12 protein-coding genes are annotated in these 15,144 nt (G+C 43.9%); 9 read left to right on the forward strand and 3 right to left on the reverse strand.

Translation table 11 applies throughout. The annotated features are described in order from the left end of the window. The 6 genes from A3756_RS26950 to A3756_RS29110 form a co-directional block, all read left to right on the forward strand. On the forward strand, positions 1–908 hold a 908-nt coding region (locus tag A3756_RS26950; protein WP_231875439.1), incomplete at its 5' end, for a hypothetical protein. Further along, on the forward strand, positions 901–1,599 hold the full coding sequence (locus A3756_RS00670) for an SPOR domain-containing protein (protein WP_068552634.1): 699 nt from the start codon (positions 901–903) through the stop codon (positions 1,597–1,599). The genes A3756_RS26950 and A3756_RS00670, both read left to right, overlap by 8 nt. A gap of 104 nt (positions 1,600–1,703) precedes the next feature. Next, positions 1,704–2,195, forward strand: a complete 492-nt coding sequence (locus A3756_RS00675; protein ID WP_068515765.1) for a CvpA family protein — start codon at positions 1,704–1,706, stop codon at positions 2,193–2,195. Between the two features lie 27 nt (positions 2,196–2,222). Next, positions 2,223–3,731, forward strand: a complete 1,509-nt coding sequence (gene purF / locus A3756_RS00680; protein WP_068552637.1) for an amidophosphoribosyltransferase — start codon at positions 2,223–2,225, stop codon at positions 3,729–3,731. Positions 3,732–3,792: 61 nt separating this feature from the next. Further along, complete coding sequence (locus A3756_RS00685; protein ID WP_068515759.1) at positions 3,793–5,025, forward strand: O-succinylhomoserine sulfhydrylase; 1,233 nt, start codon at positions 3,793–3,795, stop codon at positions 5,023–5,025. A 156-nt stretch (positions 5,026–5,181) separates the two neighbouring features. Continuing rightward, positions 5,182–7,845, forward strand: a complete 2,664-nt coding sequence (locus tag A3756_RS29110; protein ID WP_068515756.1) for a DNA translocase FtsK — start codon at positions 5,182–5,184, stop codon at positions 7,843–7,845. Positions 7,846–8,139: 294 nt separating this feature from the next. On the opposite strand, the gene A3756_RS00695 is transcribed toward A3756_RS29110, so the two are convergent. From A3756_RS00695 to A3756_RS00705, 3 genes are all read right to left on the reverse strand, one after another. Continuing rightward, positions 8,140–8,727 (reverse strand): ABC transporter substrate-binding protein, encoded by a 588-nt coding sequence (locus A3756_RS00695; protein WP_068511497.1) that lies wholly within the window; start codon positions 8,725–8,727, stop codon positions 8,140–8,142. Positions 8,728–8,796: 69 nt separating this feature from the next. After that, positions 8,797–9,159 (reverse strand): response regulator, encoded by a 363-nt coding sequence (locus A3756_RS00700; RefSeq protein ID WP_068552638.1) that lies wholly within the window; start codon positions 9,157–9,159, stop codon positions 8,797–8,799. 14 nt (positions 9,160–9,173) lie between these two features. Next, positions 9,174–11,003, reverse strand: coding sequence for an ATP-binding protein (locus A3756_RS00705; protein WP_068552639.1), 1,830 nt, complete (start codon positions 11,001–11,003; stop codon positions 9,174–9,176). 428 nt (positions 11,004–11,431) lie between these two features. Between A3756_RS00705 and lolA the strand changes: the two genes are divergently transcribed. The 3 genes from lolA to A3756_RS00720 all read left to right on the forward strand — a co-directional run. Then, positions 11,432–12,082, forward strand: a complete 651-nt coding sequence (gene lolA / locus A3756_RS00710; protein ID WP_068511490.1) for an outer membrane lipoprotein chaperone LolA — start codon at positions 11,432–11,434, stop codon at positions 12,080–12,082. A gap of 11 nt (positions 12,083–12,093) precedes the next feature. After that, entirely contained in the window at positions 12,094–13,461 is a 1,368-nt protein-coding gene (locus tag A3756_RS00715) for a replication-associated recombination protein A (RefSeq protein ID WP_068511488.1), read from the forward strand. Positions 13,462–13,559: 98 nt separating this feature from the next. Then, the coding region (locus tag A3756_RS00720; protein ID WP_156490139.1) for a S8 family serine peptidase at positions 13,560–15,144 on the forward strand (1,585 nt) is incomplete at its 3' end.

The following is a 15,144-nucleotide window of genomic DNA, read 5'->3' on the forward strand; positions in this document are numbered from 1 at the left end:
ACGTCCTCTTTAATGCAGATCTTGATGTCGTGTTGCTCGAAATCGGTTTAGGAGGGCGCTTGGATGCCGTAAATATCGTTGATGCAGATATCTCCGTGATTACTTCAATCGACATTGATCACATTGACTGGCTCGGCGACGATATTCAACAAATAGGCAGAGAGAAGGCTGGTATCCTAAGGAAAGGTCAGCCATTTTTGGCTGGTGAAAACCTTCCTCAAAGCGTCTTTGAATGTGCTGAGAAGCTCGCTTGTCAAACCTTGGTCTGTCATGAAGATTTCTATATTGACGATGACTTGGTGAGTGTTGCCCAGAAAGATTTGAGTAGGTTCAAGTTTCAGGGGTTTCCAAAGCTAAATTTACCCGATAACAATATTCTTCTCGCCTATCAGTTAATCGCTCTATTGCTTGATGGCCGCTCGCTGGATGCCGACTCGGTATATCGAAGCATGTGCAATGTTAAGTTGTCAGGGCGCCTTGAACAGTCTAGCCAAGTAAAAGGCTTATATTTTGATGTAGGCCATAATCCTCACGCAGCAAGGTTCCTAAAGTCCTTTTTGTTAAAAGAGGGTGAGGGAAAAGATAAAATTGAAGTTGTGTTCTCTGCGTTAGCAGATAAAGATGTTCGAGGCGTTGTCGCGGAACTTTCAGAATCTGTGGATCGCTGGCTAATAGCGCCATTGAATGTTGACAGAGCAATGTCTATTGCCGAATTGCAGAGTGTGCTTTCTGAAGTGTCCGATAAGGTTCTTAGCTTCGAGACGATAGATCAAGCACTTGCGTTTAGCCTAGAGCAAAAAGAGAAGGAAATATCGGCTATGACTACTGGTAAAGAGTCGCTTGTGTTAGTGTTTGGCTCGTTCTTTACTGTCGAAGCCGCAAAAAAGTTTATGGATAGTTATGAGTGAATCAGTTGATAGTTTAAAGCAACGCTTGGTCGGAGCGTTCGTTATCTTGTCTTTGGCGATTATATTTCTGCCAATGATTTTTGATAAGCCTCATAACGAAGGACGAAGTCTTTTAGTACCGGTGCCACCCAAACCTGACTATAAAACAATAGAGATCGGTAAGCCGGTTCAACCTCAGTTCAAAGTGCTCTCGGTCGATAGCGACACGGGTAAAGTTGTAGAGGGTGATGAGTTGCTTAAGCCAAGCCCCTCTGAGAAAGCTATTAAGAAAATTGAGCTTGGCGCCCTAAGCGATGAGGCGTCAAAACCTTCGGATGATGTCCAGGTAAAGAGTCCTTCCAGCCCAGCAGCTGTCAAAAAATCCCCTAAGCCCAAAGAAGTTAAGCCTGTCGTAGCAGCCTCTAAACGTCCACTGGCTTCCAAGCCAAAAGTGTCGCATTTGCCCGTTTTTAAAAATATTTGGATGGTTCAGTTAGGAACGTTTAGTAAAACTGAGAACGCTTATAAGCTAAGAGACAAACTCAGGGCCGATGGTTTTGACGGGCATACAAAAGAAGTTTTGTTGGGCGGTAAAAAAGCGATTAGGGTCTTCACCGGTCCTTTTGTTAAGAAGCGTGAAGCTGAAAAAGCCAAGAAGAAACTCGACCAAAAGTATAAGGTTGATAGTCGACTCATCTTTTTTGATGCGTAACCCCCATTATCTTTGTTATTATGCGCGCCTGTTTTTTGGATATCATTTGTTTGGGTTAAATGTATCATTGCAAGTCAGAGACTAACGGGGTTAATGCGCTTTAAATGTCAGGTTTAAATTGGGCCGACTGGACGCTCATCGTCATTATCTCACTTTCAAGTTTAATGAGTCTCAGGCGAGGTTTTGTTAAGGAAGCCTTGTCGCTTGCTACATGGGTGGTTGCCTTTATTGTGGCGCGCAGCTTTCATCCTAATCTCCAAACCTTATTGATTGACTCAATTAATGAACCAGTACTAAGAACCATCGCAGCATTTATTATGTTGTTTATAGGTACCTTGCTGGTGGGTGCTGGTATCAACTTCATTGTTGGTGCTTTGATACGTTTAACTGGCTTAACCCCAATAGATAGAATGCTAGGAATTGTGTTTGGTCTTGCCAGGGGGTTAATTCTTGCAGTTGTGCTTGTAGCCATTGTTCGCTTAACGCCTTTTGAGCAAAGCGACTGGTGGCAAAATTCGGTAATGATCGAGAATTTGTCTATATTAGAGCAATGGTCTCGATCAGTATTCGAAAGTCATAAAGAAACCAAAGTTTGATAGAAACGTTTTTAAAGAGGTAGTCATATGTGTGGCATCGTAGGTGTTGTTGGAAAAAACAACGCGAATCAATCGTTGTATGATGCATTAACCGTTTTGCAACATCGCGGCCAGGACGCTGCCGGCATTGTTACCTGCCAAGATGATCGTTTCTTTTTAAGAAAGGATAATGGCCTAGTACGTGATGTTTTTCGTACACGGCATATGAAACGCCTGCAAGGCAATGTAGGTATTGGGCATGTGCGCTACCCAACTGCAGGCTCTTCTAGTTCTGCGGAAGCTCAGCCTTTTTATGTTAACTCTCCTTATGGTATTACCTTAGCGCATAACGGTAATCTGACTAATACGGCTGAGCTAGCGAGTGGGGTTCTGAAGTCGGATTTACGTCATGTAAACACTAATTCCGATTCAGAAGTACTATTGAATGTCTTTGCTCACGAGCTTCAGGAGCAAGGAAAGCTGGTACCTACGCAAGTAGAAATCTTTAACGCGGTTAAAGAAGTTCATAAGCGGTGCCGAGGCGCCTATGCAGTCATTGCCATGATCACTGGCTACGGCGTGTTGGCTTTTCGTGACCCTTACGGTATTCGTCCGGTTTGCTATGGCAAGCGTGAGACGGAGCAGGGCACCGAATATATGATTTCTTCCGAAAGCGTAGCGCTTGCTGCCCTAGGCTTTGAGCTTGTGCGCGATATAGAGCCTGGTGAAGCGATCTATATTGAGAATGATGGAACACTGCATACACAGCAATGTTCTGAAAACCCTAAACTGACACCTTGTATTTTCGAGCACGTATACTTCGCGCGCCCTGATTCTATTATAGATAAGGTCTCTGTTTACAAGGCGCGCCTGCGTATGGGTGAAACACTTGCCCAAAAAGTAAAACGACTGCGTCCTGATCACGATATCGACGTTGTCATGCCTATCCCCGATACTAGCCGTACCTCTGCAATGCAAATGGCGGTGGAGTTGGGTGTGAAGTTTCGCGAAGGCTTCATCAAGAACCGCTATATTGGTCGTACTTTTATTATGCCAGGCCAGAATCAGCGTAAGAAGTCGGTACGTCAGAAGTTGAACCCCATTGAACTAGAGTTTAAAGATAAAAACGTTATGTTGGTCGATGACTCAATTGTACGGGGTACGACATGTCGTGAAATCGTACAAATGGCTAGAGACGCTGGTGCTAAAAACGTGTACTTTGCATCTGCCGCGCCTGAGGTAAGATACCCAAATGTTTACGGTATCGATATGCCTGCTGCAACTGAGTTGATTGCACATGACCGCACGGTTGAAGATATTCAGGAAATTATTGGTGCAGACTGGCTAGTTTATCAAGACCTGGAAGATCTTATTCGTTGTGCGAAAGATGGAAACGAAGACATTGATGAGTTTGATTGCTCGGTCTTCAACGGAGTCTATCCAACGGGTGATATATGTGGTGATTACCTCGACAGGCTTGAGCAAGCACGTAATGATTCAAACAAAAAGAAGTTAAATGAAGATGACGCCACTATCGATCTTCATAACGACAATTAAGGCTGAATTAGCTCATTATTTGTCATAGAAAACTAAAAATTCGAATTAAAGGTGAGAAGAGATGGCGAATAGCCAGCCACCGAAAGGTAATATTCCCGTTCCAAATTTGGACGGTGTTGGTTTAGAGACGCTTGCAGTACGAGCTGGGCAAATTAGAAGTCCTGAGCTTGAACACAGCGAAGCGATTTTTCCGACCTCAAGCTTTGTGTTTAATTCAGCGCAAGAAGCTGCTGCACGATTTGCAGGCGAAGAGCCTGGGAACATCTATGCGCGTTTCACCAATCCAACGGTTGCGATGTTTGAGGCGCGCTTAGCTGCCTTAGAAGGAGGCGAGCGTGGTGTTGCTGCAGCATCGGGTATGGCTGCTATTATGTCTGTTTGCTACGCTCTGTTAGAGCAGGGTGATCATGTCATTTGTTCGCGCAGTGTTTTTGGCACGACGACAGTTCTGCTAGAAAAGTTTGTAAAGAAGTTTGGTGTTGAGATTAGCTTTGTTGATCTGACTGATTACGAGCAATGGCAGACCAGCATCAAGGACAATACTAGGTTTCTATTCCTTGAATCGCCGTCGAACCCACTGTGTGAAGTAGTTGATATCGCAAGACTGGCAGAACTGGCGAGACAAGGGCGTCATTCGAAAGGCTGCTTGCTTGTTGTTGATAACTGCATGTGTACACCTATCTTGCAGCAGCCTTTGAAGCTTGGTGCTGATATCGTAGTGCATTCAGCGACTAAATACATTGACGGCCAAGGACGTTGTTTGGGTGGCGCGGTTGTCGGCTCAAATGCAATTATCGAAGAGGTTCATGGTTTTATCCGTTCTGGCGGTGCTGCCTTGAGCCCCTTTAATGCCTGGGTGATGCTGAAGGGCTTAGAAACCCTGAGTATACGTATGAAAGCTCACGGTGATGGGGCTATGAAAATCGCTCAGTGGTTGTCAGAACAAGCTGAAGTTGACCAAGTGTTTTACTCTGGCTTAGCAAGTCATCCTCAGGCAGACCTGGTTGCATCCCAACAAACAGGAAATAGCGGTGTATTGTCCTTTAAAATTAAGGGAGACAAGGCAGCAGCTTGGCGCTTTATAGATGCGCTGGAGTTTGTTTCAATTACCGCTAACTTAGGTGACGCTAAATCTACGATTACTCATCCTGCGACAACGACTCATGGTCGTTTAAGTCAGGAAGATCGTGATAAATCGGGTATCAGTGATAATTTGATTCGAATCTCGGTTGGGCTTGAAAGCACTGATGACTTAATCGCAGACTTGAGTCGTGGCATTGCAGCAATCGCTTAATAAAGCCTGTTGCTGCAAAGCTTTTTTCCTATATTTCATATAATTAACGATAAAAGTTAAAAAATACCTCAAGCTTTCCTATACTGTTAGCTATAGTCCGTACACTTATATTTTTTCGATTCGCCAACCATAGTTAGTAATTCAGTGATAAGCGACATGGCACAACCTGGTAGTAGTAACTCAGAACAACATCATTTTCATGCCTATTTATCCCAAGGCTCGCGTGAAGGTGCCTTGATTCTAACGGTTGCTGTCTGCATTTTTCTGTTCGCTGCATTAATTTCCCACTCTCCGATGGATCCTGGTTGGAGTAGCACGGGTACAAATCAGGTTGCTTCAAATTACGGTGGTAAAGCCGGTGCATGGTTTGCCGATATACTGCTGCACTTTTTTGGCTATGTTTCCTACCTCTTCCCAATATTAATCGGCTATCGCGCCGCGCTGCTTTTTAAGAATAGAAAGTCCAGGAAGGTCTTTCATTGGCCAATGTTTATCATTCGGGTTATCGGTTTTGTTCTGACTTTGCTTGGTGCCACGGGTTTATTGGCTATTTATTCGGTCGCAGGCTTAGATAACGTTTCGGGTGGTATTGTTGGTATGGAATTATCAAACAGTATGCTCGCTCAATTTAACATCCTGGGCACTACTTTGATGTTAGTGTCGATGCTTCTATTTGGTCTGACAGTTTTTACCGGGATTTCCTGGTTAGGGCTGATGGATAAAACCGGAGCGTTGACGATTAAACTTTACGATAAATTATCTGTCGTTATTAAGCGCCTATATTCAAAGTATCTTGATAAACGTGATCTGCGCCTTGATCAAAAGCTTAAGCGCGACGCTGAAGCCTCTCAAATCGCAGAGCAAGTTAAAGAAAGAGAAATTCATATTAACGATCGTCGCCCTGTTAACGATGTTTCACCGGAGCGTGCCGAAAAAGATTCAAGTACAGGGTCCGTTTCTTTGCTTAAAGGAAAACTCACTGCTTTAAAAGAAAAGCTTTCTAAGAAAACCGATACGGGTGAAGCCACTAAGCGAAGTGAGCCTTATATTGATGATAAGGGCCGTGCCTCACCTAAGACTTCAAAAGGCAAACAACCATATTCTCCAGTAGATTCCGAGCTTGAACAGTCGCCGCCTATTCAGGTCAAAGCGGGTACCAAGGCGCAAGGCAAAGCAGATGATGTTGAGGTTGCAAGTGATGCGTCTAGCGAAACGAAGTCTGGAATTAAAATCTCACCTTTTGTTAAGAAGAGCAAAGCAAGTAAGCGCTTGGAAGATGAAAAGCAGGGGAGTTTGTTTATTGCTTCAGAGGGTCCTTTACCGTCTATATCTTTACTTGATCCTGCAGAAACTAATAAAAAACTCGGCTTCTCCAAAGAGATGCTCGAGCATATGTCTAGGCTACTTGAAGAGAAGCTGGGCGACTTTGGTGTCAAAGCGGAAGTTGTAGAGGTTAATCCCGGCCCGGTGATTACACGTTTTGAGATTCAGCCAGCCCCCGGTGTAAAAGTTAGTAAGATTTCTAATCTAGCGAAGGATCTGGCTCGTTCTTTGGCAGTACTTGCTGTCAGGGTGGTTGAAGTTATCCCTGGTAAGTCAGTAGTTGGTATCGAGATACCAAATGAGCACCGAGAGATTGTCCGCTTTAGCGAAGTTTTGCTATCTAAGGATTATGATGATGCAGAGTCACCGGTTACCCTGGCGTTAGGAAACGATATTGCAGGCGACCCGGTCGTTACAAACTTGGCGAAAATGCCGCACTTGCTGGTAGCCGGTACGACGGGTTCAGGTAAGTCGGTTGGTGTTAACAGTATGATTCTAAGTATGCTGTTTAAAGCACAACCTGATGAAGTGCGTTTTATCATGGTTGATCCAAAGATGTTGGAGCTTTCAATTTATGATGGTATACCGCACCTATTAACCCCAGTGGTAACCGATATGAAAGAGGCTGCGAATGCTCTGCGTTGGTGTGTTGCCGAAATGGAGCGCCGTTATAAGTTGATGGCTTCTTTGGGCGTTCGTAACATTGCAGGCTATAACCGAAAGGTTAAAGAAGCTATTGAGCGCGGCGAGCCCATGAAGGACCCTATCTGGGTGCCAGATTTACACCTAAGAAATGAAGAAAGTGACCGTCCGGATCTTGAGACTTTACCCTTTATAGTGGTAATTATTGATGAGTTTGCCGACATGATGATGATTGTTGGCAAGAAGGTCGAAGAGCTAATCGCGCGTATCGCACAAAAAGCAAGAGCCGCCGGTATCCACCTTATTCTCGCAACTCAGCGTCCCTCAGTTGACGTCATTACCGGTTTGATCAAAGCAAACGTTCCTACCCGTATATCCTTCCAGGTATCATCAAAGATCGACTCTAGAACCGTATTGGACCAGGGTGGAGCAGAGCAGCTCTTGGGTCACGGTGATATGCTATATATGCCACCAGGTAGTGGTGTGCCAATTCGTGTTCACGGTGCTTTTGTTGATGACCACGAAGTTCATAAGGTGGTTGAAGCATGGAAAGAACGCGGGCAACCTAATTATCTTGAAGAGGTTCTATCTGGTGGCGATAGCTCAGACCCCGCGGTAGCAGCCTTTGCAGAAGAAGGTGGTGGAGACAACGAACAAGATGCCTTGTTCGACCTGGCTGTAGCATTTGTTACGGAAACCAGAAGAGTATCTATCTCCTCAGTGCAGAGAAAGCTGAAGGTAGGCTATAACCGAGCTGCAAACCTGGTTGAAGCAATGGAGCAAGCTGGTGTTGTCAGTGCTGCCGGCCATAATGGATCTAGAGAAGTCCTCGCACCGCCTCCACCCAAGGACTAGAATCTATACTTTTCTGGTCGAGACAAGTTTTCTGAAGATATTCAGTAACCAGCGAATAGCTAAAAAGCCCCTTATCGAACTTACTATAGGGTAAGGGCTAATATTTGACCTTAGACCCAGATAGGATACAGTTATCTACTGTAACCCATGCTTTTCTAGGATCGCTTTTATTTCCCCCGACTCTTTGAGTTGTTTCAGACCATCGTTAAAATCATTGAGTTTTATTTGGTAGCCAGGCGAACTTCTTGAAAACATCAAGTATTGCGGATCTTTTTTTAGCGGTGGCTCAAGTGATTAGAGTTGATTTGCCATATCAGGAATTTGCGTTTTAATGATGTAATTTCCTAGTGCTTTATCTACTAATACTAAATCTATTCGGGAAGCAGATAATTTTAATAGGTTCTGTTTATCTGTCGTTACGGGGGCGAGGGTTAGGCCTGCTTCATCGAAGCCTGGTGGGTTGGCGTATCCGCGAACAACGCCGATGGTGTAGGGTTTTAGATCTGAATAACTTTGATAATTGATTTGAGCGTCTTTGCGTTTGAATAAAACTACTTTATTTGCAGGGAGCTCTGCAGAATAGGCGAAATCTTTTTCTCGATCTTTCCTGTACCAGGCGGTATAGATACCGTCGAATTTACCTTCTTTGGTCCATTCTAGCGCTCTAGACCATGGCAGTTGTTCTTTCGTTACTTTGTAATTTTTTAATTTAAAAGCAGCTGAAATGATTTCACTTATAGGGCCTCCATTCTCTAGAGTCTTTCCGTAGTAGGGTGGGTAATCAACGTAAGAAAGGGATACCTGTTTTTCGGAAGAATAAGCAAGGGTTGCTGTAAGTAGCCCCAATAATGCTAAATTTGTAGAGAATAATAAGCTTTTCATAATTTCTACCTAATCACGCTTGATTTATAAGTTATAGTTAATAGCTCGCTTAATATGCTAACCGTTCTTTTATAACCAGTATTGTAGTTTTTCTAACATTTCTTCTGGTGAAAAAGGTTTTGATAAATAGTCGTTCATACCCGCTTCGATACACTTGTCTCGATCGCCTTTCATCGCGTGAGCTGTCATGGCGACCACTGGTATTCTTGTATAATGTTCACCCGCAGACCCTTTTCGAATTTTTCTAGTCGCTTCGTAGCCATCCATAATTGGCATTTGGCAGTCCATTAATATCAGGTCGAATTGTGTATTACTTTCTTTCAATATTTGAATGGCTTCCTGCCCATTATTAGCGGTGGTGCAAGGGTAGTTGTTTTCATCAAGAATCACTTCGGCTATCAATTGGTTTGTTTTGACATCTTCTACCAACAAAATATTGAAACTGCCTAGAGAGGCTTTGTTGTCACGTTCTCGTGGCTCAAGTGTGTTGATGGCTTGTGGCGTTTCCCAATATCTAATAATAGCTGAACGGTAAATGTGCTGCCGCATCCTAATTTACTCACCACGTCTACGTGACCTCCCATCATTTCAGATAGTTCGCGCACGATAGTTAAGCCTAAACCTGTCCCGCCATACTTACGTGTGGTAGAGCTGTCCTCTTGTGAGAAAATATCGAAGATTGTGCCGAGTTTTGCTTGTTTTATACCTACTCCAGTATCAGTAATACTAATACTCACTTTTATTTTATCGCCAACTTCTAAGGTCGAAGCGGTCATTTTGATAATGCCTTGTTCGGTAAACTTTTCTGCATTGCTGACTAGATTCGAAACGATTTGCTTAATTCTATTCGGGTCACCTTTTAAATACTGATGAGAAATGTCTGTGCACTGGAGTTCAAGCTTGACGCCTTTCTTTTCAACAGTCCCTTTCCATAAGCTTTCTTGGTGACGAAGAAGCTCAGAAAGGTCAAAATCGATATATTCGAGTTTTAGCTTGCCAGCTTCTATTTTCGAAATATCTAATATTTCGTTTAGTAGTGACAGTAAGGATTCTGCGCTAGAAAGAGATAGTTCAGCCTGATCTCGCTGCTGTTCGCTTAGATCGCTACCTAGTAGCAAGTGGAGCATACCCATAATGCCGTTCATGGGAGTTCTGATCTCGTGGCTCATGCTGGCTAAAAACTCGCTTTTAGCAACGTCTGCAGCCACGGCTTTTTGTTTTGCATCTACAAGGTCTTGATGAGCCCCTACCTCGGCATCAATGTCCTGCACTGAACCATACAAACGAAGGCAGACTCCATCTTCAAACTCTGCTTCACCGGTACTAGTGATCCAAATATGATGGCCTTTATGTGTTTTTACTTTTAACTGTTCAGCCCAAGGCGTGCCGGATCTGATGGCTTCGAGTTGGAGTGCTTCAAGTTTCCCCATGCTTTGTTCGGGATAGAATTGCTTGATAGAGTCGGGCGTGGGAGTGAAGCTATCGTCTACCTCAAATATCTCTCTCGTTTTTGACGACCAGGTTAGCACTTTACTTTGAACGTCATATTCCCATGCGCCTATTCGTGCCTGGCTGCTCATTGCTTCTAGTAGACTACTCTGTCGCTTAAGCATGCTCGTACGTTTGCTGACAATGTCTTCAAGATTTGAGTTAAGCGAAAGCAAGTTGTTTTTCGATTTATCAAGACGCTTTTTAAGTGATGTGAATACATTATCTAAGCGCCGTAATTCACGGCTATCAAGCCCGGGGTGTGAGAGTTCAGCAGATAGAGTTGGCCTATCGTCATGTATGTTGTCAAAGTCAGTTGTTTCCATCTTAATCAGAAACTTATCAAGTGCTTTAACTAGAAACTTGTTAAACGCCCACAGAAAGAGTATCCATAGCACAATTGACTTAATAACAGCGTTCACCAAAATGAATAGAAAATTGTGTTTAACTTGGTCTATTACTATGTCTCTGCTTGAAAACAAGTAAAGTGTACCCATTTTACGTCCATCGTAGCTCACCTCGAATTCTTGATAGAACTTATTTGCCCAGCTGTCTTTATCTACGTTCTCTTTGGGGCTATTTCCATCGACGAAAATCTGTTTCGATTCTGAATCTATCAGCAGGATTCCTGAAATATCGGCAAGCCCTAATACCCCCTGGAGCGTAGCTTCAAGTTGCTCCATATCATAATTCCACCAAGCTGTGGCAATAGACTTTCCAAAGATCGATTGGTAGGTAATAAGGTTACGGTCTATGCGTAACTTTTGTTGCTGGTACTCGTTATACATATGTACAGCAGTGATCACCAAAGTAATCAGCAATTAGAGTGAAAAGACAACTCTTAGAAGCCTTACACCCAAGCTGTAGCCCTGATTGTTGGCTTTGTCGCCATCGTTCAAAATGATCACCATTGTTAGAAGTGGAAATATCTAAACCACTGATCCTCAAGTGTAGTTTAATGAGAGAAGATCGCTAGTGGGTGAGTGATTCTGAATCAATTTTTGTGGCTCTAGATATGCCGATATGTAGTGTTTTAAGTGGTGAATAGGGGCTGAGCGTTTAGAATTCGGGTTGTTATCTATGCAAATAGCCAAGATGATAAGATGAACAACAATTATCTTTTCAGCTTTGTTTCATGTGTTAAAGTTGCGTTCTAGCGAAAGGCTTACGCTTATTTAGGGTGTATACGCCTTGTATTACTTGTTATGGACACACTATGTATAGATTTATTTTCTTCTCCGTTTTATCTCTTTTTACCTGTTCAGTTTATTCAGCACCTGAAACGCAAGGCTCTGCACTGGATGAGCTTGTAGAGTCTCTGAATAGGATAAAAACTCTTTCTGCGACTTTTGTACAATATTCTGTTGATCAGCGTGGTGCACGTATTCAGGAGTCTAAAGGTGAGCTTAAAGCAGATAGAGCAGGCAAATTCTTCTGGCGTACCTATGAACCGCTCGAACAAATTGTTATCTCTGATGGAAAGGAGGTAACTGTTTATGACCCTGACTTAGAGCAGGCAACTATCCAAGCTGTGGGCTCGCAGGTGCAAACGACTCCCGCAATATTGTTTAGTGGTGATACTCAAAAAATTGGTCAGCTATTTGAGGTAGAAATGGCATGGTTTGAACCATCAATAAGGCAGTTCACTTTAAAGCCAAAATCAGAGGAAAGCTTATTTGAGGGGCTGAAGTTACGTTTCTCTGGTTCGAATGTGAGCGAACTCCGGATCACAGATGCTTTAGGGCAAGAAAGTACAATGAGCTTTATTCAGTCGCAAGTTAATTTAGAGCTGCCAAGTAATACCTTTACGCCTGAATTACCAGAAGGTACTGACATTATTAGAGATGTCCAAATACCCGGCTCATAGGTAGATAGAAAATGTCTTTATTCGATGACGCGCCGCTTTTTAGTGAATCCCAGAAAGAATCTACAAGCAAACGCTATGCGCCTTTAGCTGCGCGTGTAAGACCTGCAGACCTGTCAGAGTATGTTGGTCAAAGTCACCTGGTAGGGCCTTCTCGTCCATTAAGGCAAGCCATAGATAAACAAGCTCTTCATTCTATGATCTTATGGGGGCCGCCTGGCGTCGGCAAGACTACTTTTGCGAATCTATTAGCTGAGCACTTCGATGCCAACTTCTTGCCCTTATCTGCAGTATTGAGTGGTGTGAAAGATATCCGTTCGGCGATTGAACAGGCAAAGATGTATCGTCAACAAACGGGTAGGGACACAATACTTTTCGTAGATGAAGTCCACCGCTTTAATAAGTCCCAGCAAGATGCTTTTTTACCCTTTGTTGAAGATGGCACTGTTATCTTTATCGGCGCGACAACCGAAAACCCCTCGTTTGAATTGAATAATGCATTACTTTCACGTGCAAGGGTTTATGTATTAAAAAAGTTGGACTCGCACGAAACCGCTTTGGTTATAAGCAACGCTTTAGCGCATCGAAATGGCTTCCCCGATATTGACGTGAAAATAGACGAATCGCTAGTCGATATTTTGGCAAAGGTTGCAGATGGTGACGCTCGCAAGGCCTTAAACTTTCTTGAACTAGCAGTTGATCTGGCGGATAGAGATGCTAAGCGGTGCGTCGTTAGTAAAGAGAATATTGAAGAGGTTATCCAAAGTTCGCTTAAGCGCTTCGATAAAGGCGGAGACATCTTCTACGAACAAATATCTGCTCTGCATAAATCTGTTAGAGGTTCTGATCCCGACGCCGCGCTATATTGGTTTGTCCGTATGATTGATGCCGGTTGTGACCCTCTATATATAGCCAGGCGCGTAGTTAGGATGGCGAGTGAGGATATTGGTAATGCAGACCCCCGAGCGTTAACACTTGCTTTAAATGCCTGGGATGTTCAGGAGCGCTTAGGTAGCCCCGAAGGTGAGCTGAGTATAGCGCACGCTGTGATTTACTTAGCTGTCGCCCCAAAGAGCAATGCGGTATACAGCGCTTTTAATGCCTGTCGACGTTTGGTGCAGGAAGGCGGAGATGAGACAGTGCCAATGCATTTAAGAAATGCGCCTACACAGCTCATGAAAGATCAGGGTATGGGAATGGAGTACCGTTACGCTCATGATGAGCCTGATGGCTTTGCTGCTGGTGAATGTTATTTTCCTGAAGACCTTGCTGGCACGCAGTTATATCACCCGGTAAATCGTGGTTTAGAGCTAAAAATTGGCGAAAAAATGGCGCGTCTCAGGCAGTTAAATGCAGAGTCAGAACAAAAAAGATTTCCCTAACTTTGCTACAATTTACTAATAGACTATTTATTCGCCCTAGTCCTAAGGTTGATTTATTGGCGTTAAGTCTTTAGCTATCAGTAATCGAGATTTCATATATGAGTACACACCCTTTTTTAAAGCTGCTATTGAGTATCCTGGCCTTGTCCTTAGTTGCTTGTGGAAGCGGTAGTAAGCTGAGTGATGATACTTACGATGGCTTGGTGACAATCGAAGGCCAGGTGAGCGTAAAGCCTGATACCAATGTAGATCTTGATGTTGAGCAAACATGCTCCACGCTTAGTGAGCAGAATAACTCTCTTTTTTCGGCCCAGCTGGTTAGTAACCCGATTACAATTGGAGGCTACATAAATGGCAAGTCTCAGGATCTTGGTTTTTGCTATCAGTTTGAGGAAGATCTTGATGATTATTACCGAGTTTCCTTGGTCGAAGGCCAGACTGTAAGTTTAAGTGTCTTTCCTGCTAACGAAGAGGAATTCAATATCAATGCCCTTGTTGAACTCAGGGCAGTAGATCAGTCTGGCGTCGTTGTGGCTGAACTATCTATATCAGAACCGGGTGCCAAATCTTTAGTTGTTCCCCTTACCAATGAATACTATGTGCGCGTAGCCACAACACAAGGGCACGATGCGCTACTGTATACGCTATCGCTTTCACAAAACTTAAGTGCTGATAATGCACGCCTGCTAAGTGAAGCGAGTCGCTTAGACTTCGTGCCAGGCGAGGTGCTACTTGCATTCGATCAGAGTTCAAGTGCTCAAGGCGCATCAACACGCAGTCGTTCACTTGATAGCTTGCAACGGACTTTAGTAGAGCGCTACGGACTAGAATATTCCAAGCGGGCGGGTTTGAGTGCAGAGTTATTTCGTTTCGATGCGACCGTTAATAGTAACTTAAGAGTAAATTCAAGCACCTCTTGGTCCAAGGCTAGTAAGCTCGAAAGAAAATGGCGAACGCTGGTTTTGTTAGAAGAGCTAAAAGCACTAGATGGTATTGAGGTCGCAGAGCCAAACTACTATCGCCGAGCTACCTTCGTCCCGAACGACAGTCGTTATTCAGAACAGTGGAATCTGTCACTACTTAAGGTTGAAGATGCATGGAATACTGCTACAGGTGACGGGGTAATTGTTGCTGTCATCGACAGTGGAATCAATCCCGATCATCCTGATCTGCGCAACCAGTTGACTACAAGTGGTTACGATTTTATTTCCGACACAGAATATTCCGGAGACGAAGACGGTTTCGATGATGACCCTACGGATTTGAGTCGAGTGCATCATGGTTCGCATGTTGCTGGAATTGTCGCTGCCCAAAGTAATAATAGTGAAGGCATATCGGGTGTAGCATTTAATTCAAGAGTCATGGCTCTTCGCGTTCTAGGGGTAGAAAATGAAGACGGTGTTAGCCAAGGAACCGATGCGGACTTGGCGAATGCGATCATGTATGCAGGAGGCTTAGACAATGATAGCGGTGAGCTGCCTAGTGACCCTGCCGATGTGATCAATCTTTCTCTCGGTGGCGAAGGCTTCTCTGATACCTTGAAGACCGCAATCGATGCAGTTATTGCTAAAGGCATTATCGTAATTGCTGCAGCGGGGAATGAGTCGAGTAGCGAAAAGTTTTATCCGGCTGCATTTGACGGTGTGACGGCAGTGAGTTCGGTGACGTCAGAGTTAGCCTTAT

It is taken from the genome of Oleiphilus sp. HI0086, assembly GCF_001635225.1.

Excerpts from the sequence above, each read along its gene's own strand:
- lolA (WP_068511490.1), top strand. The coding sequence starts at position 11,432 with ATGTATAGATTTATTTTCTTCTCCGTTTTATCTCTTTTTACCTGTTCA.
- A3756_RS00675 (WP_068515765.1), top strand. The coding sequence starts at position 1,704 with ATGTCAGGTTTAAATTGGGCCGACTGGACGCTCATCGTCATTATCTCA.
- A3756_RS00670 (WP_068552634.1), top strand. The coding sequence starts at position 901 with ATGAGTGAATCAGTTGATAGTTTAAAGCAACGCTTGGTCGGAGCGTTC.
- A3756_RS00695 (WP_068511497.1), bottom strand. The coding sequence starts at position 8,727 with ATGAAAAGCTTATTATTCTCTACAAATTTAGCATTATTGGGGCTACTT.
- A3756_RS00685 (WP_068515759.1), top strand. The coding sequence starts at position 3,793 with ATGGCGAATAGCCAGCCACCGAAAGGTAATATTCCCGTTCCAAATTTG.
- A3756_RS00705 (WP_068552639.1), bottom strand. The coding sequence starts at position 11,003 with ATGTATAACGAGTACCAGCAACAAAAGTTACGCATAGACCGTAACCTT.
- A3756_RS00715 (WP_068511488.1), top strand. The coding sequence starts at position 12,094 with ATGTCTTTATTCGATGACGCGCCGCTTTTTAGTGAATCCCAGAAAGAA.
- A3756_RS29110 (WP_068515756.1), top strand. The coding sequence starts at position 5,182 with ATGGCACAACCTGGTAGTAGTAACTCAGAACAACATCATTTTCATGCC.
- purF (WP_068552637.1), top strand. The coding sequence starts at position 2,223 with ATGTGTGGCATCGTAGGTGTTGTTGGAAAAAACAACGCGAATCAATCG.